Annotated in this window: 13 protein-coding genes; 5 read left to right on the top strand and 8 right to left on the bottom strand. The window is 72.2% G+C overall.

Annotated features, from left to right (window positions below; all coding sequences use genetic code 11):
• Window positions 1-76: 76 nt before the first annotated feature.
• The 5 genes from WMF46_RS21315 to mxcG form a co-directional block, all read right to left on the bottom strand.
• Entirely contained in the window at window positions 77-1,501 is a 1,425-nt protein-coding gene (locus WMF46_RS21315) for an OmpA family protein (protein ID WP_437987263.1), read from the bottom strand.
• Window positions 1,502-1,739: 238 nt separating this feature from the next.
• Entirely contained in the window at window positions 1,740-2,657 is a 918-nt protein-coding gene (locus tag WMF46_RS21310) for a trypsin-like serine protease (protein WP_437987262.1), read from the bottom strand.
• A gap of 195 nt (window positions 2,658-2,852) precedes the next feature.
• Window positions 2,853-4,106, bottom strand: a complete 1,254-nt coding sequence (locus tag WMF46_RS21305) for an MFS transporter (protein WP_437987261.1) — start codon at window positions 4,104-4,106, stop codon at window positions 2,853-2,855.
• A 10-nt stretch (window positions 4,107-4,116) separates the two neighbouring features.
• Window positions 4,117-5,439 carry an aminotransferase class III-fold pyridoxal phosphate-dependent enzyme gene (locus tag WMF46_RS21300; protein ID WP_437987260.1) on the bottom strand — a complete coding sequence of 441 codons (1,323 nt, stop codon included), beginning with the start codon at window positions 5,437-5,439 and terminating at the stop codon, window positions 4,117-4,119.
• Between the two features lie 45 nt (window positions 5,440-5,484).
• A complete protein-coding gene (mxcG, locus tag WMF46_RS21295) occupies window positions 5,485-9,903 on the bottom strand; it encodes a myxochelin non-ribosomal peptide synthetase MxcG (protein WP_437987259.1) in 4,419 nt (1,472 codons plus the stop codon).
• Between the two features lie 602 nt (window positions 9,904-10,505).
• Between mxcG and WMF46_RS21290 the strand changes: the two genes are divergently transcribed.
• The 5 genes from WMF46_RS21290 (at window position 10,506) to ltrA (ending at window position 17,975) form a co-directional block, all read left to right on the top strand.
• Complete coding sequence (locus WMF46_RS21290) at window positions 10,506-10,706, top strand: hypothetical protein (RefSeq protein ID WP_437987258.1); 201 nt, start codon at window positions 10,506-10,508, stop codon at window positions 10,704-10,706.
• Window positions 10,707-10,878: 172 nt separating this feature from the next.
• Window positions 10,879-13,479, top strand: a complete 2,601-nt coding sequence (gene mxcH, locus WMF46_RS21285; RefSeq protein ID WP_437987257.1) for a TonB-dependent siderophore myxochelin receptor MxcH — start codon at window positions 10,879-10,881, stop codon at window positions 13,477-13,479.
• A gap of 49 nt (window positions 13,480-13,528) precedes the next feature.
• Window positions 13,529-14,836 carry a hypothetical protein gene (locus WMF46_RS21280; protein ID WP_437987256.1) on the top strand — a complete coding sequence of 436 codons (1,308 nt, stop codon included), beginning with the start codon at window positions 13,529-13,531 and terminating at the stop codon, window positions 14,834-14,836.
• A gap of 98 nt (window positions 14,837-14,934) precedes the next feature.
• Complete coding sequence (locus tag WMF46_RS21275; RefSeq protein ID WP_437987255.1) at window positions 14,935-15,831, top strand: PepSY domain-containing protein; 897 nt, start codon at window positions 14,935-14,937, stop codon at window positions 15,829-15,831.
• Window positions 15,832-16,436: 605 nt separating this feature from the next.
• Window positions 16,437-17,975 (top strand): group II intron reverse transcriptase/maturase, encoded by a 1,539-nt coding sequence (gene ltrA / locus WMF46_RS21270; RefSeq protein ID WP_437979957.1) that lies wholly within the window; start codon window positions 16,437-16,439, stop codon window positions 17,973-17,975.
• A gap of 37 nt (window positions 17,976-18,012) precedes the next feature.
• Here ltrA and WMF46_RS21265 read toward each other — a convergent pair whose 3' ends face one another.
• Genes WMF46_RS21265 through WMF46_RS21255 form a run of 3 tightly spaced genes read right to left on the bottom strand, consistent with a single transcriptional unit; the run spans window position 18,013 to window position 20,691 of the window.
• A complete protein-coding gene (locus WMF46_RS21265; RefSeq protein ID WP_437987254.1) occupies window positions 18,013-18,789 on the bottom strand; it encodes a 2,3-dihydro-2,3-dihydroxybenzoate dehydrogenase in 777 nt (258 codons plus the stop codon).
• A 12-nt stretch (window positions 18,790-18,801) separates the two neighbouring features.
• Window positions 18,802-19,647 (bottom strand): siderophore-interacting protein, encoded by an 846-nt coding sequence (locus WMF46_RS21260; protein ID WP_437987920.1) that lies wholly within the window; start codon window positions 19,645-19,647, stop codon window positions 18,802-18,804.
• Between the two features lie 45 nt (window positions 19,648-19,692).
• Window positions 19,693-20,691: an isochorismatase family protein gene (locus WMF46_RS21255; protein ID WP_437987253.1), complete on the bottom strand. Its 999-nt coding sequence runs from the start codon at window positions 20,689-20,691 to the stop codon at window positions 19,693-19,695.
• Between the last annotated feature and the right edge of the window lie 32 nt (window positions 20,692-20,723).

The raw sequence follows: 20,723 nt of genomic DNA, 5'->3' as shown, positions 1-20,723 counted from the left end.
TGCCGGCGCCGGTACCCTGCTATCGCAGGCCGGCGCCGGTACCTCGCTCCTTCCGTGGAGGGGGTGAGTCGCCGCTTCAGAGGCTCAGGACCATGACGTCGATCCGGCGGTTCTGCGCGCGTCCGCCGGCGGTGTCGTTCGACGCCACCGGTTGCTCGGCGCCCATCCCGGCCACCTCGATGCGATGGGGAGCGATCTGTCGCGCGGTGAGCTCGTTGCGCACCGCCTGGGCTCGCGCCAGCGACAGCGATCTGTTCCCCTCGGCGCCGCCCACGGCGTCGGTGTGCCCTTCGATGCGCACCCGCGCGGAGGGATAGGCGTCGAGGATGACGGCCAGCGCTTCGAGCTTCGGCCGCGAAGCTTCGGTCAACTCCGTGGTCCCGAAGCGGAAGCTCACGCCTTCCATCGAGAAACGCTTGGGGCCATCCGCGGCTCCGGCGTCGAGGTACCGCGCGATCTCCGCCTCGGAGCCGTGCTCGTCGACGGAGAGGACCTTGCCGCCCGGGAGCGTCATCTCTCCGGCCGTGATCCTGAGCTGCTCGACGATCTCCGGCGCGTTGGGGGGTGTTTCGCTGGGCGCGGCGGCCGTGGGCGCTTCGCCGGGCGCGGCGGCCGCGGGCGCCTCGGCGCGCGGCGCCTCGACCTGCGGAGGCGGTTCGGCCTGCGGAGGCGCGGCGGGCTGGGCGAGCTCGTCCCTCGGAGCAGCCGCGATCGGGGCTTCGTGCGTGGGCTCGGCGGCGGTGCGCTCCGTCCTGCGTTCGCGGACGAACGCCCAGAGGCCTCCGAGCACCGCCGCTGCCAGCAAGGTCGGGAGCAGCCATTCTCGCGTCTGACGCTGACGGGCAGGCCCTTCACGCGAGGGGAGCGGGGTTGACGACTCCGTCGTTCGGGACGGGACGGGCGATACCGCATCGTGCGGCCGTTCGCGCGCCGCCGCCGCGACGAAAGGAGCGCTCGCCGCCATGGAGGGGGCGAGGAATCCAGCGAGGCCCGCCGGGGCGCGCGGATCGTCCTTGAAGGCTTGCTTGTGATGGGAGAGCAGATCGGCGAGCCCTCGCGCGGTAAGCCCTCTCAACCTCACCTCGCGGCCGAGCACGCACGCGACGATCGGAGCGATCAGGCCGAGCATCGCGGTCGAGCACCGCTGCTCTGCGCCGGAGGAGCGGGAGATGAGATCGATCATCCCGCTCGCGCGGTCGCCGAACAGGCGGGCGATCATCGACTGCCCATGGCGCGAGAGCTCCTCGGCCTGCTCGGCGCGGAGGGGCCCTGCTCTCCCGAGCAGACCTTCGTAGTCCCGCTCGGTGATCATCCTGAACAGCTGCGCTGCGCCGCTCTCCGAAGAGGCGACCTGAGCCATTCCGGCGAGCAGCGTCGGCACCGAGCTCTCCGCGGCGCCGCGCACGTTCGTCGGCGATTCATCGCTCAGGCCCAGCCCCTTCGTTGCGGCCGAGATGAGCTCGGGCGTCAAGAAGCCCCTGGTGGTGTCCAGCAACGACATGGTTCCGATCCCTCCGGGAAGTGGTCATCGGCGCGGGCGAGGCAGCGTCATCGCGCATGCGACCCTGCCCGCATGAGCGTCGATCCCGTGTCTGTCTTCCGTTGACTCCGCGCGATGCGAGCGACGTGCCGGCACGCCCGCGCGTCGCGCGCTGTGCCGCGGGTGCACACGACCTGCACCTGCCGCGTCCTGCCCCTCGCGCTCGGCGAGGCGAGCCGGCGGCGATGGCGCGCGGCGCTCAGCGTCGTGCGAGCGCGGCCGTGCGGGCCTCGGCCGTCAGCGCGGCGAAGGCGTCCGTGCGCGTATAAACGTGGTTGCCAGCCGCGGTGCACCCCGCGCCTCGCGACGTGATGCCCACCACGTCGCCGCGGTCGGCGTCGATCACCGGACCTCCCGAGTCGCCGGCGCAGGTCGCCCCCTCGATCTCGAACTCGCGCGGACCGAGGACCTTGCCGGTCGCCGGATCGGCGCGGGGCCCGACGGCGGCGACGAGGCGCGGACCGCGCGCGGCGCGGACGCCGAGCCGGCTTACCGCTCCGCCGCCGTACCCGACGGCGACCACGCTGTCGCCTGGATCGAGCGCCCCGACCTCGCGCATCCGCAGGGGCGCCACGTCGGTGAGGGGCCGATCGAGCACCAGATAGGCGATGTCGGCGTCGCAGAGGACGCGCTCTTTCCCGTGCAGCGTGGCCACGGCGCGCGCCCGCGCGGCGTCGCGGGAGACATCGATATGGTCCCCGGTGTAAATGCCGATCTCGGAAGGATCGATGTCTCCGCCGATGTGATCGCCGTTGTGCGACTTGCCCGAGCGATCGCAGCGAGGGGCCGCCGTCAGGTTGCGCGAGATGCAGTGACGCGCCGTCAAGACGAGGTTCGGCTCGACGAGCGCGCCGCTGCACAGGCTCACGCGTCGCTCACCGCCCCGGGGATCGCGATGCGATACGGCCACGGCGACGACGGAGCGCGCGGCGCCGTCGATGAGGCGCTCAGGCGCGCCCTTCGCGCGGGGCGAAACCTCGGTGATCGGCGCGACCACCGCCGCCGGAGGAGGCGAGGCTTCGGCCGGGATGACGGCGACGACGATGCGTGGGACGAGGGCCGCGACAAGGCAGCCAAGGCATCCCGCGAGGCGCGGGACGAGAGACGGAAACGCCATGGATGAGGTCACCGACAAAGAGCACGCGAGGAGCGGCCGTGCAAGCCGACCCTGGAGCTTTTCTCCAGCATCAGAAGGGGAGGTGCCCCCGATGGGGTGTTGTTCCCACAGAGGAGAATCAGAGATGGAAACCAGGTCAGTCAGGTGAGCGGCGCCCGGCTGGAGGCGCGCTCTCTGGACTCCCGCGCTCGTCGACTAGCCCCGGCCCTCCAGCGCGCGCGCGGCGCCGGCGCCGCTCGACGCGCCGAGGGTCACGTGTCGCTCGATCACGAAGATCAAGCACGACGACGCGAGCGTGAAGGCGATCGCCAGCGCGGCCACGGCGCCCATGCCGTCGAGGCGCTGGTCGGGGAGCTCGTGCAGCATCCTGGCCGCGAGGAACGCGGCGAGCGCCGACGAGAGGTGATCTACGGCCGACTGGATGGAGCCGAAGCGCGCCCGCTCGGAGGGGAGCGGCACCTTCGAGGCGAGCGTGCCGTGGGAGATGTTGCGGATCGCCGTCCCGGTCATGAAGGCGACGAAGACGACGAGCACGGGCAGCCCCGGCACGTACGAGTGGAACCCGCCATAGAGGACGGCCACGAGCATCGCCGCCCCGACCAGGCTCGTGCGGAACGCGCCGACGCGATCGATCAGCGCGCCCGCGGTGCGCATCACGACGAAGGTGAGCGCGCCGCCCACGAGGTAGAGCAGGCCGAGCCGCTCGCGCGGATAGCCGAGGTTATTCTGCACGTAGGCCGAGATGTTCGGGATGACGAGGAACGACGCCATCGTCATGACCGCCGTCGTCGCGTACGAGAGCAGCACGAGCGGGCGGCCGACGAGCGCGCGGAGCTCGCGCAGGGCGTCCTCCTCGGCGCGCGCCCGCGCCCCGGCGAGGTGGCCGCGCATCGAGGGGAGCAGCAGCAGCGCGAGCCCCGCGACGGTGAGCCCGAGCGCCGCGACGGCGAAGAACGGCGCCTGGAAGCCGCCGCGCCGCGCGAGCTCGAGGCCGGCCGGCACCCCGAGCACCGCGGCCAGGGAGTAGGCGCCCATCACGACGCCCATTGCCTTGCCGCGCCGCTCCGGCGGGATCGCGTCCGCGACGATGGAGAACGCGATCGAGGTCGCGGGCCCCCCGAAGGCCCCGGCGAGCACGCGCGCCGCGAGGAGGCTCGGCAGGCCGGTGGCGAGGCCGCCAGCGGCCGTGCCGAGGACGAGGCCGAGCATCGCGACGGCGAGCGCGCTGCGCCGGTCGAAGCGGTCCAGGAAGAACGCGCCGGCGACCCCCGAGACCGCCGCCGCCGCGGTGTAGCTGCCGCCGATCAGGCCGATGTCGGACATCGGGATGCCGAGCGCGACAGCGAAGTCCGGCCCGAGCGGCATGACGACCATGAAGTCGAGCAGGTTGACGAACTGGACCGCGGCGATGAGGAACAGGAGCGTCCGTTCGGAGCGAGCGTTCTGCACGACCGTGGGCTCAGCTCTGGGCCTTCGCGCCCGCGCCGCGCTCGATCACGCCGCGGCTCGCCAGCTCGATCAGCGCGTCGTGCGCCGCGTCGATCGTGTGATCGATCTGCGCCTCGGTGTGCGCGCCGCAGAGGAAGTTGACGTCGCGCCGCAGCAGGACGCCGCGCCTCGCCATCGCGCCGACGAACGGCTCCATGCGCTTCGTGTGGACGGCCAGATCCTCGGCCATGAGGAAGAAGGGGATCGCGTCGTACCCTACGACGCGCAGCGGGAAGCCGCCCTGCTCCGCGCGCCGGTTGATGCCCTCGCGGAGCCGCTTCCCGAGCGCGGCGACCTTCGCGATATAGTCGGTCTCGCGGTACTCGCGCAGCGCCGCCCTGCAGACCTCGAGCGAGAGCATCTCGCCGCCGAACGTCGTCGACACCTGGAGCTCCGAGAGCCGGCTCATCACCTGGCGCGGCCCGGCGATCGCCGACAGCGGCATGCCCGCGGCGATGCCCTTCGAGAGGCACACGAAATCGGCCTCGATCTGGTAGTACTCCTGCGCGCCGCCGCGCGCGAGCCGGAAGCCGGTGACGACCTCGTCGAGGACGAACAGCACGCCGTGGGCGCGGCACGCCTCGCGCACCTCGCGCAGGTACTCCGCCGAGACGCACCGCTTGTACGGCAGCGAGAGCAGCACGAGGGCGAGCTCCGGGCCCTTGCTGGCGATGAGATCGAGCAGCGGCTGCTCGTCGGCCTCGGCCATGAGCGGCATGCGGTGGGTGTACTCGCGCAGCACCGCCGGGACGCCGGGGGTGTCGAACATGAAGTGGTCGTGCCAGCCGTTGTAGCCGATGGTGACGACCTTCTCCCTGCCGGTCACGTGGCGGGCGAGCCGGATGGCCGCGGACGTCGCGTCCGCGCCGGTCTTGAAGAACCGGGCCATCTCGGCGCCCGGGGTCAGCGCGACGAGGTCCTGCGTGGCGGTGACCTCGACCTCCGTCGGCAGCGAGTGAAGGATGCCCCTGTCGAGCCGCCGCCGGATGGCGTCGACGACCGCAGGGTGGTTGTGCCCCAGCGTGTTCGCCCCGAGCCCGCAGATGAAGTCGATGTACTGGTTGCCATCGACGTCGCGCACCAGCGCGCCCTCGCCGCCCTCGAGGTACACGGGGAACGAGCCGAGCGCGAACATCTCCGGCCGCTTCATGAGCGACTGCGTGACGCCGGGGATGAGCCGGCGCGCCTCGGCGAGCAGCGCGTTCGAGCGGTCGAGCCGGAGCCCCTCCGCGGCGCCTTGCGGCGCGCCGCCTCCCTGCTTCCTGTCCCGTGGGTCGATCGTCTGTGTGGTCATCGTGGTCGTTCTCTCTGGCTGGAGGTTCTCGTCCGTGAGCCGGTGTCATGAGGGGCGCGGCGCTCGCCGCGCCGCGCCGGAAGGGGGCGGCAGGAGGCCTTCCTCGACGCAGCGATCGAGGTAGCGGTAGAAGAGCGCGCGATCGATCGGCGGGCACGTGATGCCGGTGCCGGCCAGGCCGCGCTCCAGGTTGTCGCAGCGCACGCGCCCGATGCCGAAGGTCGCCTCTCCGTCGGCCGGGGCCGACTGGAGATCGAAGAACGCGAGCGTGGCGCTGTCCGCGGCGTCGGCGCCGTCCTTCAGCCGCGCGCGCCACGCCGCGACAGGGCGCCGCTCGACCGGGTAGCCGTAGTCGCGCGCCCAGTCGAAGAGCTCCGTCAGCCGGACCTCGGGCGCAGGGGCGACGTTGACCACGGCGCCCGTGGCCTGCGCGGTGAGGGAGAGATGCACGATCGCGCGCCCCACGTAGTCGACGGGCGTCCACACCTCCCTCACGTCGAGATCGGGCAGGACGCCGGCGGGGATGCCGGCCCGCAGCAGCCGGAAGACCAGATCCTGCTCGTTGACGACGCCGGTGTCGGGCGCGCCGACGACGCGGCCCAGGCGGTACACGGCGACCGGCAGCCCGCGCTCCGCGGCCTGCTGCACAAGGCGCTCGGCCGCCCACTTGCTCTGCTGGTAGCCGTCGCGCAGGCCGGGGTGCGGCGGCACGAACGCCTCCGCGACCTCGGGGCTCGCCGCGATGCCCGGGGCCACGGCGAGCGTCGACACGTGGTGCAGCGGCTTGGGGCGCACCGACGCGGCCAGGCGCAGCGCCTCGCGCGTGCCGATCACGTTGGCGGCGCGCAGGCTGCGGTAGTCGCGCACGAGGCTCACCACCGCGGCGTTGTGGTAGATGGCGTCGCACTCCGCGGCGAGCTGGCCGAACCGCGCGGCGCTCAGGCCGAGGCGGGGCTGCGTCAGGTCGGCGGGCACGGCGAGCACCCGCGCGTCGATGCCGCCCACCGGCAGGCGCTGCTTCGAGAGCGCCCGCCGGATCCGCTCCGCTGCGTGCGCCTCGCTCTCGGCGCGCACCAGGCAGACAACTGTCGCGTCGGTCTGCGTCAGGAGCTCGTGGAGCAGGTGCGCGCCGACGAAGCCGCTCGCGCCGGTGAGCACGACCTGCCGCGGGCGACCGCCGCCGCCGGACCCCGCGAGCGATCGGGGGACGACGTCCTCGGGGAGCTCGGCGTCGGCCAGCATGGCGCCGGGGGTCTCGCCGCTCGTCGGCGCCGCCGCCGCCGCCGCGCCCTGCGCCTCGTCGAGGGCGCGCGCGAGCGCCGCGACGGTCGGGTGGCGGAAGACCATCGCGACGGGGATCTCCCGCCCGAGATCGACGCTGAGCCGGTTGGCGACCTGGATCGTCTGCAGCGACTGGCCGCCGCGCTCGAAGAAATCGTCGTGCGCCGACAGGCCGCTCACGCCGAGCACCTGCTCCCAGACCTGCAGCAGCTGCCGCTCGAGCGCCGTCGCGGCGGCAGGCGGCTCCGCCGCCGCGGCGATCGGCGCCTCCCGCAGCGCCTTGCGGTCGATCTTGCCGGAGCTCGTCCTCGGCAGCCGATCGGTGAGCACGAAGGCCGAGGGGACGGCGGCCGCGGGGAGCAGCGAGCGCGCGTGCCGGCGGAGCTCGGCCGGCGACGGAGCGGGGTCCCCGGCGACGAGGAACGCGGACAGGCGCTTGCCGCCGCCGGCCGAGGCGTGCCCGATGACGGCCGCCTCCCGCACGGAAGGGTGGCGCAGGAGCGCGGCCTCGATCTCGAGCGGATCGACGCGATGGCCGCTGATCTTGAGCTCGTCGTCGACGCGCCCGACGAAGACCATCTGCCCATCGGCCCGCTGGAGGACCAGGTCGCCGGTGCGGTACGCGCGCGGGCGGCCCTCCAGCTGGTCGAGCACGACGAAGCGCGCGGCGTCGAGGTCCGGCCGCCCGAGGTACCCCCTCGCCAGCCCGGGCCCGATGAGGTGGAGCTCGCCCACGGCGCCCTGCGGGACCAGCCGGCGCTGCGTGTCGACGATGGCCGCGCGGACCCCGGGCAGCGGCGTGCCGATCGGCGCTTCGTGTCTGTCGTCTGGCGCCTCGTCCGGCGCGTCGCCGCCGCTCAGCGTGGCGGCCGAGGCGACGACGGTCGCCTCGGTGGGGCCGTAGGTGTTGAGCAGCCGCGCGCGCCGACCGACGGCGCGGCGGAAGCGCTCGACGCGCTCGGGCAGCGCCGCCTCGCCGCCGATGATGACGGTGCGGATGCCCTCGGGGAGCGACGCCGCGCCGGTCGAGAGGCCGTAGGCGAGCTCGTGCCAGAACGCGGTCGGCAGATCCAGGACGGTGATCCGGTGCCTTTCGCAGGCGTCGAGCAGCCGCGGCACGGATTGCAGCATCTCGTCCGTGCGCAGCACCAGGGCGGCGCCCGCGCAGAGGGTCAGGAAGATCTCCTCGACGCTGGCGTCGAAGTGCAGCGGCGCGAACTGCAGCACCCGGTCGTCGCGGCGCAGATCGTAGCGGTGGGTCGCGGCCGCCACGAAGTGGGCCAGCGCGCCGCGCTCGATCATGACGCCGTTCGGGCGGCCGGTGGAGCCGGACGTGTAGATGACGTACGCCAGGTGCTCCTCCGCGCCCTGGACCGGCGCCCGCGCCGGCGCCGGCGCGCCATGCATCGCCTCGTCCAGGAGCACGAGGCGCGCCGCGCGATCGCTCTCCACCTTCGCGGCGTGCTGGGACGTCGTGACGACGATCGCCGGCCTGGCGTCGTCGAGGATCGCCGTGGTCCTCGATTGCGGCCCGTCCGGATCGAGGGGGAGGTAGCCTGCGCCAGCGTAGAGCGCGCCGAGGATCGCGGTGATGGCGCCGACGCTGCGCGGCAGGAGCACCGCGACCAGCGTGTCCGGGCCGGCGCCGAGCGCGGCGAGCCGGGCGGCGAGCCGCCGGGCGGCGAGGTCGAGCTCGCCGTAGGTCACGCGCTCGAGGCCGTGGTGGACGGCGGTCGCGTCCGGCCGCTCGCGCGCGCGCAGGACGATCTGCTCGACGACGGGGCGCGCCGGCGCGGGCAGGGGGCCCCCGTCGAGCAGCGCGCCGGGCTGCCCGGCCGCCTGCGCGCCGGGCGCGCGCGCCGCGGCCCGGGGGAGGTCGATCTCGGCGTGATCGAGGGCCTGCTCGGGGGCGGCGGCGACCGCCTCCAGGAACGCGAGGAAGCGCTGCTGGTGCGCCGAGAGATCGTCGTCGCCGTAGCAGGCCGGGTTGGCGTCGAGGTCGAGCCGCGGCCCGCGCCCGTCCGACCTCGCGTAGATGCCGAACGACAGATCCTCGACCGGGCCGGCGGAGATGTTGTGCGCGACGCCGCGATGCCCCGCGAAGCGCAGGTCGTAATCGAACGGCATGATGTTGACCACCGGGCCGAACAGCCGGCGGCCGCCGCCGATCAGCTTGAGATCTCGGCGGAGCTGCTCGTAGCGATACCGCAGGTGCGGCCGGATGGCCGCGAGCTCCGCCGCCACCTGCCGGGCGACGTCGACGAGGCTCGCGCCCTCCGCGACCGGCACCCGGAGCGGGACGATGTTCATGACCATGCCCGGGATGCGCAGCGACACCGAGCCGAGGCGCCCCATCACGGGCAGCCCCAGGACGATCTCGGGCGCGCCGGTGAGCCGGTGCGCGTACGCCGCGGTCGCGGCGATCACGACGTCAGGCCAGGTGGCCTTCGCCTGGCGCGCCACGTCCTTCAGCCGGTCGACGGTGGACGGCGCGAGCGACGCCGTCCGGCGCAGGCAGGCGCGCGACGCGGGCGCCGGCTCGTCGCCGAGGCTCACCGGCTCGGGCCGGTCGGCGAAGCGCTGCGTCCAGAAGGCGCGATCGCGCTCCAGATCGGGGGAGGCGCGGTAGGCCAGATCCTCGTCGACGACCCGGCGCAGCGACCCGAAGGCGCCGCCTTCGCTCGAACGGCCCTCGACGCGCGCTGTGTAGATCTCGGCCACGCGTCGCGCGATCAGCGAGAAGCCATAGCCGTCCAGCGCGATGTGGTGCGCGCGCTGGTACCAGAAGAGCCGATCGGGCCCCGCCGTGAACAGCGCCTCCGTGAAGAGGGGCCCGCGCGCGAGATCCACCGGCCTCGCGAGATCGTCGCGCATCCACGCCTCGGCCGCGGCGAACGCGTCCAGCGCCGCGCTGACGTCGACGCGGTGGACAGGGAAGTCAGGGGACGGGTCGAGGCGCTGGCGCGGCCCATCCGCATCGCTCGTGAAGCGCACGTGCAGCGTCTCTGCCTCCGAGACGGCCTGGCGTATCGCGGCCTCGAGGATCGCGAGATCGATGGCCCCGCAGATCTCGACGCACTCGCCCGCGTTGTACACGGGGCTCGCGGGGTCGAGCTGCTGGCCTAGCCAGATACCGTGCTGCGCGGCCGACAGCAGCCAGCGCGCGTCCTGAGGAGCGACCATGACGACAACCCTCCTGGTTCAACCGGCGCTCGACGGGACAGCCGCCAGAGGCACGCTCGCGGCAGGCGATCCGCGGCCCGCGACGACGGCGCAGAGACGGCCGTGACGCCCGAGCCAGCGCTGTTGGAACGAAAGCGGAGCCCGCCGGCGCAGCGGGGCCCGAGCCCCGAGAGCACGCAGGGCAGGGGCGCCGGACATCGCCCCGGCGGCGGACCCAGCTCGATGACGCCGCGGTGGGCGTGGCCATCTTGGCGTCGACGAGCGAATGAAAATGAAAACTACTTTCAAGTTCGTTTATGGTGAGGTAGGGTGGGCATTGTCAAGCGAATTCGTTGGGACCCCCGCGGCGGGCCACCGTCCCGTGGTGGCCTGTCCGCGTCGGCGAGGCATGGCGCCGGCGACCCGGGCGAGCGCGAGATCGCGCCGGTTTCGGCCGCGATCTCGCGCTGCTCGGACCTCCGGATGTCGCGACGCCTCATGGACGCCGTGGACGCTCTCCGACCGCTTTCGCTTGACAACGCTGTTGGTAGCATGGCAGGTTCCGGATTGAAAGTGAAAGTGACTTTCATTATTGAAAGTGGGGTTCCACGATGGACAACCTGATGTCGAAGGCGACTGCTCCGCTCGACAGCCAGTGTGATCACTGCGGCGTTGCTGGACGTGCCGAGCCCAACTCCGTGCGCTGCGGCTGCGGCAGCCTGCTCGCCCGGTATGTGCCCGGCGGCGTCGAGCTGAAGTGCCGGCGGTGCAAGCGCGTCGTCGTCGTCCCGGTCCCGGCGGCGGCGGAGGACGTGAGCGGTTGAAGCTCCCAGAGCGCTGACATGACAGCTCGCGGCGGCGGCCCCTGGCCAGCGCGGTCTGCGCCACCCGAAGAGGCCTGAAGAGCCGGAGAGCGAGACGCCACGACAACCAGCTTGCGCAGAGCCGGCCAGAGCGCCGCTTCGTCACGCTCCGGTGAGCATGCCCGGTGATCTCATGATTCGATTACAGCCCTTGCGTTGCGCCGCGCTGGCCGGGACTCTGCTCCTCGCCCCCTGCGGTGCCCTGTTGGCCTTCGCGGCGGACGCGCGGGCGAGCGAAGAGGCCCCTGCCGGAGAGGTCGGCGAGGGAGCGGTACCAGGGGCCGAGGCAGCGCCGGCGGCGCGCGCCCCGGGCGATGGCGCCGCGCTCGCGGTGCGCCCGCCCGAGCTCACGGGCGCGGTCGAGGCGGCGTATCCCCAGGCGGCGCGCGAGGCGGGGTTGGAGGGGAGCGTCGTGCTGCGGTTGACGATCGACGCGGAAGGGCGTGTCACCAGCGCAGAGATCGCCGAGCCCGCGGGCCACGGGTTCGACGAGGCCGCGCGGCAAGCGGCGCTGCGCTTCCGCTTCACGCCGGCCCGGCGAGGCGACCGGAGCGTCGCGTCGCGCATCCTCTACCGCCACGACTTCCGGCTGCCTGCGCCGCCCCCCGCGGCCGCGCCGGTCGCGGGCGTCGCCGGTGCCGCGCCCGCCACAGGACCCGCCGGCGCCGCGCCGGTCGCTGGCGCCGCAGGGCCAGCGCTGCCCGCGATCGCGGTGAGCGTGCGGGGGGCCTCCGAGGCCGAGCGGCTCCGGACCTCCGCGCAGGCGGTCCAGGTGATCGAGACCGTCGAGGCCAGGCGGCAGGCCGCGGATCTCGGCCAGGTGCTGGCGCGCGCCGAGGGCGTGAGCGTGCGCCGCCTCGGCGGGCTCGGCTCCGACGCGCGCTTCTCGCTGAACGGCCTCACCGACGACCGGATCCGCTTCTTCCTCGACGGCGTGCCGCTCGACCTCGCCGGGCACTCCTTCGGGGTCGCCAACGTGCCGGTCAACCTCGTCGAGCGCGCCGAGATCTACCGCGGCGTCGTCCCGCTGCGCTTCGGCACGGACGCGCTCGGCGGCGCGGTGAACCTGGTGACCGATCAAGACACACGCGGCACGGCCGCGTCGGCGTCCTACCAGGTCGGCTCCTTCGGCACGTACCGGCTGACCCTTAGCGCGCGCCACGCGCACGGGCCGAGCGGCCTCTTCGCCCGCGCGAGCGGGTTCGTCGATCGCGCGCGGAACGACACCCCGATCGACGTCATGGCGTACGACGAGCGCGGGCGCCTCTCGCCCGCGCGCGCCCGGCGGTTCCACGACGGCTATGTCGCGGCCGGCGGCGCGGCCGAGGTGGGGGTCGCCCGGCGGCCGTGGGCCGACCGCCTGCTCCTTCGCGCCTTCTTCACCTCGCACGACAAGGAGGTGCAGCACGGCCTGCTCGTCGACATGCTCGACGGCAGGGTCAAGTCGCCGCCCTTCGGAGAGGTCACCTTCGGCAGGCAGACCGGCGGCGCGCTGCTGCGGTATGCGCAGCCGTTCTCCGGGAGGGCGCGGCTCGACGCCCTCGCGGGCTACTCGTACGCGCGCACGACCTTCCTCGACATGGCCAACTGCACCTACGACTGGTCGGGCGGCTGCGTGGAGCGCCCGTATCGGGGCGAGGTCGGGGAAGACGCGAACGACCAGCAAGTCCGCCAGCACACCGCCTTCGCTCGCGTCAACCTGGCCTGGCACCCCGCGACCGAGCACCTCCTGCGCTTCGGGCTCTCGCCGAGCCACGTGACCCGCACAGGGAGGAACCTTGTCGTGGCCGAGCCCGAGAAGGACCCGCTGACCGCGGAGCGGGCGCTGTGGAGCGGCGTGGCAGGCGTCGAGTACGAGGTCAGGCCGCTCGAGGGCCGGCTCGCGAACATCGCCTTTGCCAAGCTCTACCTGCACGGCGTCCGCACCCGGGAGCACCTGCCGAGCGGCCGGATCGGCGACGTCGATCGCGCGACCCACCGGGTGGGGGCAGGGGACAGCCTGCGCTTCCGCTTCACCGACGCCCTCTACGCCAAGGCCTCGTATGAGTTCGCCACCCGCCTGCCGACGCCGGAGGAGCTGTTCGGCGACGGAGGGCTCATCGTCTGGAATGTCCACCTGGAGCCGGAGGCGAGCCACAACGTCAACCTCGGCGTGACGCTGGAGCGCGCGGAGACCGGCGCGGGACAGCTCCGGTTCAGCGCCAACGGCTTCGGTCGCTTCACCGAGGATCTGATCACGCTGCGAAGGCACCTGGGCTACTCGGAGTACGGAAACACGCTGTCGGCGCGATCCGTCGGTATCGAGTCGACAGCCGGGTGGACCTCTCCGGGCGACTGGCTGTCGGTCGACGGTCACGTCACATGGCAGGACTTCCGGGACGGCTCGACCGGCGTTCGCATCCAGAACCAGCCGTACCTGTTCGGCGGGGTCGCGGCGCGCGCGCGGTGGCCCGAGATCGCGGCGCGGCGTGATGCCCTGTCGCTGACCTGGCACGCCGATTACGTACACGCCTTCTTCGTCGGCCCGGAAGGCCGCGGCGCGGCCGACTCCAAGGCGGAGATCCCGTCGCAGCTCGTGCACACGCTCGCGCTCACGTACCTGGTCGAGCGCGGCGGATGGACGGTGAGCTCGACCGTCGAGGTGCAGAACCTCACCGACGAGAAGGCCTTCAGCTTCTACGGCGTCCAGCGCCCGGGGCGAGCGGCGTACGCCAAGCTCGCCTTGAGCCTGTGAGCCGATGTTCGTGCGACAGCGGTTGAAACCCGACACAAGGAGATCCTTCATGTTATTTCGTGCGCGCTACGCGAATGCCCTTTTCTTGACCCTGCTCCTCCCGTGCTTCGTCGCGTGCGGCGACGACACGAGCGATGCCACGAGCAGCGGCGCGACGAGCGGCGGAACCGGCGGCGCGGGGGGCGCCGGCGGTGAAGGCGCCGGCGGTGCCACCAGCGGCACGGGGGGGACGCCCAACGTTGGGCCGGCGTACGCACTCACGGTCCAGGTGTTCGGGCCGGACGGCGGCGACACCCAGAGCTACGTCATCGTGACGGACAGCATCGACTCCGATGAGGCGCTGTCGCTGGACGACGCCATCGAGGTGCAGGGGCGCGCCCTCGGCGTCGGGCTGGACGGCGGAGGCGCGGTGTTCGTGGCGAGCGACGCCGCGGCGACCGTGACCCGCTACGATCTGCAGGACGACGGCAGCCTCGAGGAAGGCGACACAGTGAGCTTCCAGGGCAAGGGCCTCGCGAAGCTCGGCGAGTACGGCACCCAGTTCCACTTCGTCTCGGAGACCAAGGCGTACTTCTTCGATGGTCCCACCGCCCAGGTGGTCGTCTGGAACCCTCAGGAAATGACGGTCACCGGCGACATCCCGCTCGAGGAGCTCGTGATCCCGGACGCCATCCTCACGTACTCGTCGTCGTCGCCGCTGGTCCAGGGCGACGACGTGATCACCTTCGGCGGGTGGCGGATCGGCGCGGAGGTCCCGAGCGTGGCCGCGGTCGTCGTCGTGGACAGCGCGACGGACGAGGCGACGGTCGTCACCGACGAACGCTGCGGTTACGTGCGCGATGGGGTCGAGGGGCCCGACGGCATGATCTACGTGGCCACCGAGGCGTACGGCGCGGCGGTGCACCGGCTCAACGCCGAGAACGCGGCCGCCCCGTGCATGCTGCGCTTCGATCCGGAGACGAGGCAGTTCGACACCGAGTTCCACGTCGAGCTGAGCACGCTGTTCGACGGCGACGCCGCCGGCTCGCTCTTCGGCGGCCCGGACGGCAAGGCGTTCCTGCGGGTGCTCGACGAGAGCCTCTTCGCGATCGCGGACGACACCCACCCGCGCGTGCTGGCGAGCGCCGCGGCGTGGCGGTGGGCCAGCGTGACGCTCGGCGATACGCCGACCGCCACGGTGCTCGACGCGGCGCCCGGCGGCGGCAGCGTCCTGAGCGTCGCGCTCGGCGACCGCACCTTCCTGCTGGAGTTCGAGGGACAGGAGTCGACGACGCTCCGCGAGATCGGCGAGGACGGGCCCGGCGAGGCGGGCGTGAGCGCGCCTGGGCTCACCTTCTCCGTCGCGAAGATCCGATGATGCTCGCGCCCGATCACGAAGGAGCGATGAGGGACGACGCCGCGCGAGGGCCCCGTTCGCCGCGGGGCCCCCGCGGGCGGCCGCGTTACGGCGCGATCATGAAGGTCGTGCGGCGCGTGCACATGTACCTGGGCTTGCTGCTGTTCCCCTGGATACTGCTCTTCGGGATCAGCGGCACGCTGTTCAATCACCCGCAGATCGGGCGAGACATCGACAGCCGGTCGCTCTCGGGAGAGCGGCTGTCGGCGCTCACCGGGTTCCAGCCCTGGGATCCCGGCGAGCTCGCGCGCCAGGTCGTCGAGCAGCTCAACGCCGGCTCGCCCTCGCGCTACACGCTCGATCCGGGGACCCAGGGCGCGTTCTCCGGGTGGCCCCTGCTCGCGGCGCCGCGCGCCGACGGGGGGCGCGAGGTGGTGATCCTGCGCCTCGACGACGGCAGCGCGACGGTCTCCAGCCACCCTCCCGAGCCCGAGGCCCCCGCGCCCCCGTTCGCCGGCGTCGCGATCGACCTGCCTGGATACAGGATGGCGGCCGTGCAGGAGCAGATAAAGGATCTCCTGCCCAAGATCGGCGTCGACGCCGCGGGGCCGCTGCGCGCCCACCCGAAGATCAGCCCCGAGCTGCGCTTTGGCATGCGGGACGCGGACGGCCGCGCCTGGAACGTCACGTACAACCTGGGCACGGGGCGGCTCGACGGGCGCCCAGCCGGCGCGCGGGGGTGGCCTCGCTTCGTCGAGGTGCTCGAGACGCTCCACAAGACGCATCACTTCCCCGTGCACGGCGGCGTGGCGTGGCTCTGGGCGCTCTTCGCGGACATCACCGGGATCGCGCTGGTCGTGTGGGCGCTCAGCGGCCTCGCCATGTGGTGGCAGATGAAGCCCTCGCGGGTCCTCGGCGCCCTCGCGATCGCCGCCGCCGTGGCGCTCGCCGCGGTGGTGATGGTCGGCGCGGCGTCGGACGCGCTGTTCGGACACGTGGGCAAGGAAGGCCCCTAGAGCGGCGGTCACCCGCTTCGGATACGGGCCCATCTCGACGTTTTCGGTGCTCAGCGCACTGGAGTGCGCTTCCGCGCCGAAAACGCCGATCTGGACCCGTCTCCTGTGCGGGTGACCGCCGCTCGGCGACGCTCGTACCAGACCTCAAGAAGATAATGAATTTGAAATCTTGGCGCCTTGGGTGCGCCGGTAAAACCGGCATCAGGAAGTAGGTGAGCATGCAGCAGTACAGAAGCAAGTCCTACCCCGGGAGGTGCCCACCCCCGGGAAGTCAACCTTGCGGCGGCGTGGGCGACCACGACGGCGAAGCGTAGGAAGACGAGCGGACGGGCCGGGCGATGGAGCCTCGAAAACAAGTCAGTCAGTGGGAGCCGACGCGTTCCAAGACCGCGGAAGGCCACGGTGCAGCGGCCGCAAAGACAGCGGTGGGCGATGGCACTGCACTCCCCTCGGGGTCGGAGAGTTCGGCACGTCAGCACTTGCCTGATGAACGGGAACCGGGAGGCCTCGGAGGCGCCTCTTCGCCAGTGGTGGGCGGGAGGCAGGCGCGGGAAGGCGACAAGCCGCAAGCCGCAAGGGCGAAAGCCCCGGAGCCGCATGCCCCGATGGAGTCGGACGAGCCCATAGTACCGAAGAAGTCGGCGAACTCGCGGGTAACGCCCGAGGAGTCGATGGAGGGAAGGGGCGAGGCCAACGGGAATCTCGACCAGCGAAACGCGTCCCGGGCTCAGGATCGGCAAGACGCGCTCACGCACCTGGATCGAGTCGGAAAGCGAGCGACGAAGGAGAAAGGGACGCGGTTCGATAACCTGCTGAGCTACATCAAGGCGCCGCTGCTGAAGGAGGCGTACGAGCGCCTGCGGAAAGACGCGGCACCTGGCGTCGACGGTGAGACGTGGAGCAGCTACGGCGAGAGGCTGGACGCACGGCTGCTCGACCTTCAGGACCGCGTACAACGCGGAAGCTACCATCCGCAACCGGTACGGCGCGTGCACATCCCGAAAGGCGATGGCCGCACGAGGCCGCTCGGGATCCCCGCGCTGGAAGACAAGATCGTCCAGCTGGCGGCGCGGATGCTCCTGGAACCGATCTACGAGCGAAGCGAGTTCCTGGGGTTCTCGTACGGCTATCGGCCAGGCCGGTCGGCGCACGGGGCTCTGGACGCGCTGAGCGTAGCGATCGTCAGCAGAAAGACGAACTGGGTGCTCGACGCAGACATCCGGGCGTTCTTCGACACCATCGATCACGGGTGGATGCAGAAGTTCGTCGAGCACCGGATCGTGGATCGACGCATGGTGCGGCTGCTGATGAAGTGGCTGCACGCGGGCGTCATGGAGGACGGCCAGCTCCACGACGTGGAGGAGGGAACGCCGCAGGGGGGGATCATCAGCCCCCTGCTGGCAAACATCTACCTCCACTTCGTGCTCGATCTGTGGGCGCATCGATGGCGGAAGCGGCACGCGCGCGGGGAGATGTACATCGTGCGCTACGCCGACGATGTCGTGATGACCTTCCAGTACGAGCGGGACGCACGGGCGATGCAGGAAGCGCTTGCGGAGCGCCTCGCTCAGTTCGGACTGGAGTTGCATTCTGAGAAGACGCGGGTGCTCCGGTTTGGGCGGTACGCATCGGAGCACTGCGGCAAGGAAGGACACGAGCGGCCAGAGACGTTTGATTTCCTCGGCTTTACGCACATCAGCGCGAAGCGCGTGGATGGACGTTTCGCGCTCGTGCGCCGGACCTCCCGGAAGAAGAGGGCAGCAAAGCTGCGGGATCTCCGTAGGAAAATGAGGCGCAAGGCGCACGACCCAGCCAGGGAGCAACACCGATGGCTGAGCGCCGTGCTCCGAGGGCACTACAACTACTACGGGGTACCTGGAAACGCGCGAGCCCTGGGCTCGTTTCGCCACCAAGTGCGCGAGGCGTGGCACAGGGGCATGCAACGTCGCAGCCAGCGGGCTCGTTGGACGAACGACCAACGGACCCGTTTCGACGAGCGTTTCCCGCTTCCTCCGCCGCGCATCACACACCCCTATCCCACCGTGCGCTTCTCATCCGTAGACCGGAGGTGGGAGCCCGGTGCGGGAAAACCGCACGCCGGGTTCTGTACGGGGGGCGGCCCGAAAGGGCCGTCCCTACCGTGACCGGCTCATTCCTCGCTCGAACGAAGCCAGACGAGGATCAGGCGCCCAGCGTGGCGCCTCCGTCGATGCAGAGGTCGTGCATCGTGATGTGCCGCGCCTCGTCCGAGAGCAGGAACAGCACCGCGCTGGCGACGTCGTCCGTCGTGGCGATCCGGTTCAGCGGGATGCCCAGCCGGAACGCCTCGGGGGCGCCGGCGATGACCGCCTGAGCGCCGCGATCGTCCGCCCAGAGCGCGCGCTGCATCGGCGTGTCCGTCGAGCCGGGGGACACCACGTTGCACCGGATGTCGTGCTGCGCGAGCTCCAGGCCGAGGCACTTCGTCCACTGGGCCGCGGCGGCCTTCGAGGCCGCGTAAGCGCCCATGTTCATCCGCGGCGTGCGCGCGGCGTTGGACCCGACCGTCACGATCGACCCCGAGCGGCGCGGCACCATGCGGCGCGCCACGGCCCGGCTCACGTTGAAAACCCCCCGGGTGTTGACCGCGAAGGTGCGCTCCCAGTCGTCGCTCGTCAGCGAGAGGGCGCCGCCCACGCGCAGCACGCCGGCCACGTTGACAAGCATCTCGAGGGGGCCGAGCTCGCGCTCGATCCGCTCCACGGCGCCCTCGACCGCCTCGCCGTCGGCCACGTCCACCGCGAACGCCGCGGCGCGATGGCCGCTCGCCTGGAGATCGGCGACGACGGCGCCCAGGCGCTCCCGGTTCGCGTCCACCGCCGCCACCGCGGCGCCCCGCGCGGCGAGCCTCCGGGCGACGGCCTCGCCGATCCCCTGGGCCGCGCCCGTGACGAGCGCCGCCTTGTGCTTGAACTCCATCGATCGCTCCCGTCAGGCCCTGTCGAGCCCGTCCATGATCCGGTGCCGCTCCGCGTGGTACGCCTCCTCGGACTGGCTGGCCTTCCAGTAGGGGATCGCATACAGCGCCTCGCGCCCGAGCCCGCGCTCGTCGAGCAGGTGATCGCGGATCGCGACGACGGACGACGACTCGCCCGCGACCCAGGCGAAGACGCGGCCCTCTGGCCACGCCAGGGCGCGGACTGCCGCCTCGAGCCGGGGGCCCGGGGCGTGCTCGCCCTGCAGGTAGATCCAGGTCAGCGCGACGTGCGGCGGGCGATCGATCTCCTGCACGTCCGCCGCGTCGGGGACCGCGACGATGGCGTGGCCGCGCGCCGTCTTCGGCAGGGCCTCGAGCAGCGCGCCGATGGCCGGCAGCGCGGAGAGGTCGCCGGCCAGGAGGTACCAGTCCGCGGGGCCGAGCATCGGATCGGGGCCGCCCGGCCCGGCGATGCCGATGCGATCGCCCGGCCTGGCGTGGTGCGCCCACCGCGACGCGGGGCCGTCGTCCCCGTGCAGGACGAAGTCCACGTCCAGCTCGCCGGCCTGCGCGTCGTACCTGCGCACCGAGTACGTGCGCGTGATCGGCCGCTGCGGCACCGGAGGCCAGACGGGGCCGTCCGGGCCCAGCGTGGGCAGCTCCGGCGCCGCCTGGTCGCCGCGCGGGAAGAAGACCTTGATGTGCGCGCCGCCGGAGCGCGCGGGGAACCCCGCGATCGCCTCGCCGCCCAGCGTGATCCGCCGCATGCGGGGGGAGATCGCGGTCGTGCGCAGCACCTCGAGGAGGCGCGGCGGGGTGCGCGCCACCGTCCTGGGTGGGGATGTCGCGACCTGATTCATTGTGACCTGTGCCATGGGGAAGCCGTCGTGGGGCAGCTCGGCCGGTCAGCGGGCGGCTTCCTGGAGGGGCGCCTCCGCGCGGTGCCGGGGCGCTGGCCTCGCCTCGCGCGGCAGCCGGGTCGACAGGAGATCCCACCAGTGCCCGAGCGTCGGCAGCTCGGCGAGATCCACGAACGCGACGTCGATCCCCGCGGCGCGCCACTGCTCGACGAGCGTCATGAGCCGTATCGAGTCGAGCCCCAGATCGAGGATGCCATCGCGATCGGAGATCGCCGAGGGGAGCTGGTCGAGGACCTCGGCGACGTCGCCGCGCAGGCGCTCGACCCACGGCGCCCGGTCCTGCGTCGCGCTGAGCGGCGCCTGCGCCGGCGCCGCCGCGTCGCGCTGCGGGGCGCTCGTCCGCTCGCGGGGCGCGAGCGCGGCCAGGACGTCGCTCGTCGGCAGCGCGACGCCGCACCGCTGCGCCACGTAGGCGATGGCCATGTCGTGCTGCTGCCGGGAAAAATCGGCGGTCCCGTCGGTCACGAGGAACGGCTGGACGTCGTTCATGAACGCCTCGCACGCGGTCAGCAGGCACCCGATGTGCGCGTACACGCCGCACACGATCAGCTGATCGCGGCCCCACCGGCGCATGAGATCCAGGAGCTCGGTGCGCTGGAAGGCGCTGTACCGCCACTTGGTGAGCACGGTGTCGGCGCTTCCCGGCGCGAGCTCGCGCACGATCTCGTGTTTGTCGGGCTGCTGCGTCAGCCCGGGCCCCCAGAGATCCGTCAGCAAGCCGCGCTGGGCCCTCGTCTGCTCGGCGGGCTGCTTCGTGTAGACGACCGGGATCCCGCTCGCCGCGCACCGCTCCCGGAGCAGGCGGGCATGGGCGATCAGCTCGACCATCGGGGACGCGCTCGCGTCGTAGAAGCCGAGGAAATACTCCTGCATATCGTGGATCAAGAGGACGGAGCGCCCCGGGTCCGGCCGCCATGACACCCGGCTCTCCGGGAGCTCGTCGGCTCGTGGCATTCGATAGGTCTGGATGCGGGGGATGGCCATGGTCGTTCCTCTCTTCTCTCTCTCTCGTGATC

The organism is Sorangium sp. So ce117, assembly GCF_051524395.1.
Taxonomy (GTDB): Bacteria; Myxococcota_A; Polyangia; order Polyangiales; family Polyangiaceae; genus Sorangium; species Sorangium cellulosum_B.
This window is presented reverse-complemented; position numbering and strand designations above follow the sequence as displayed.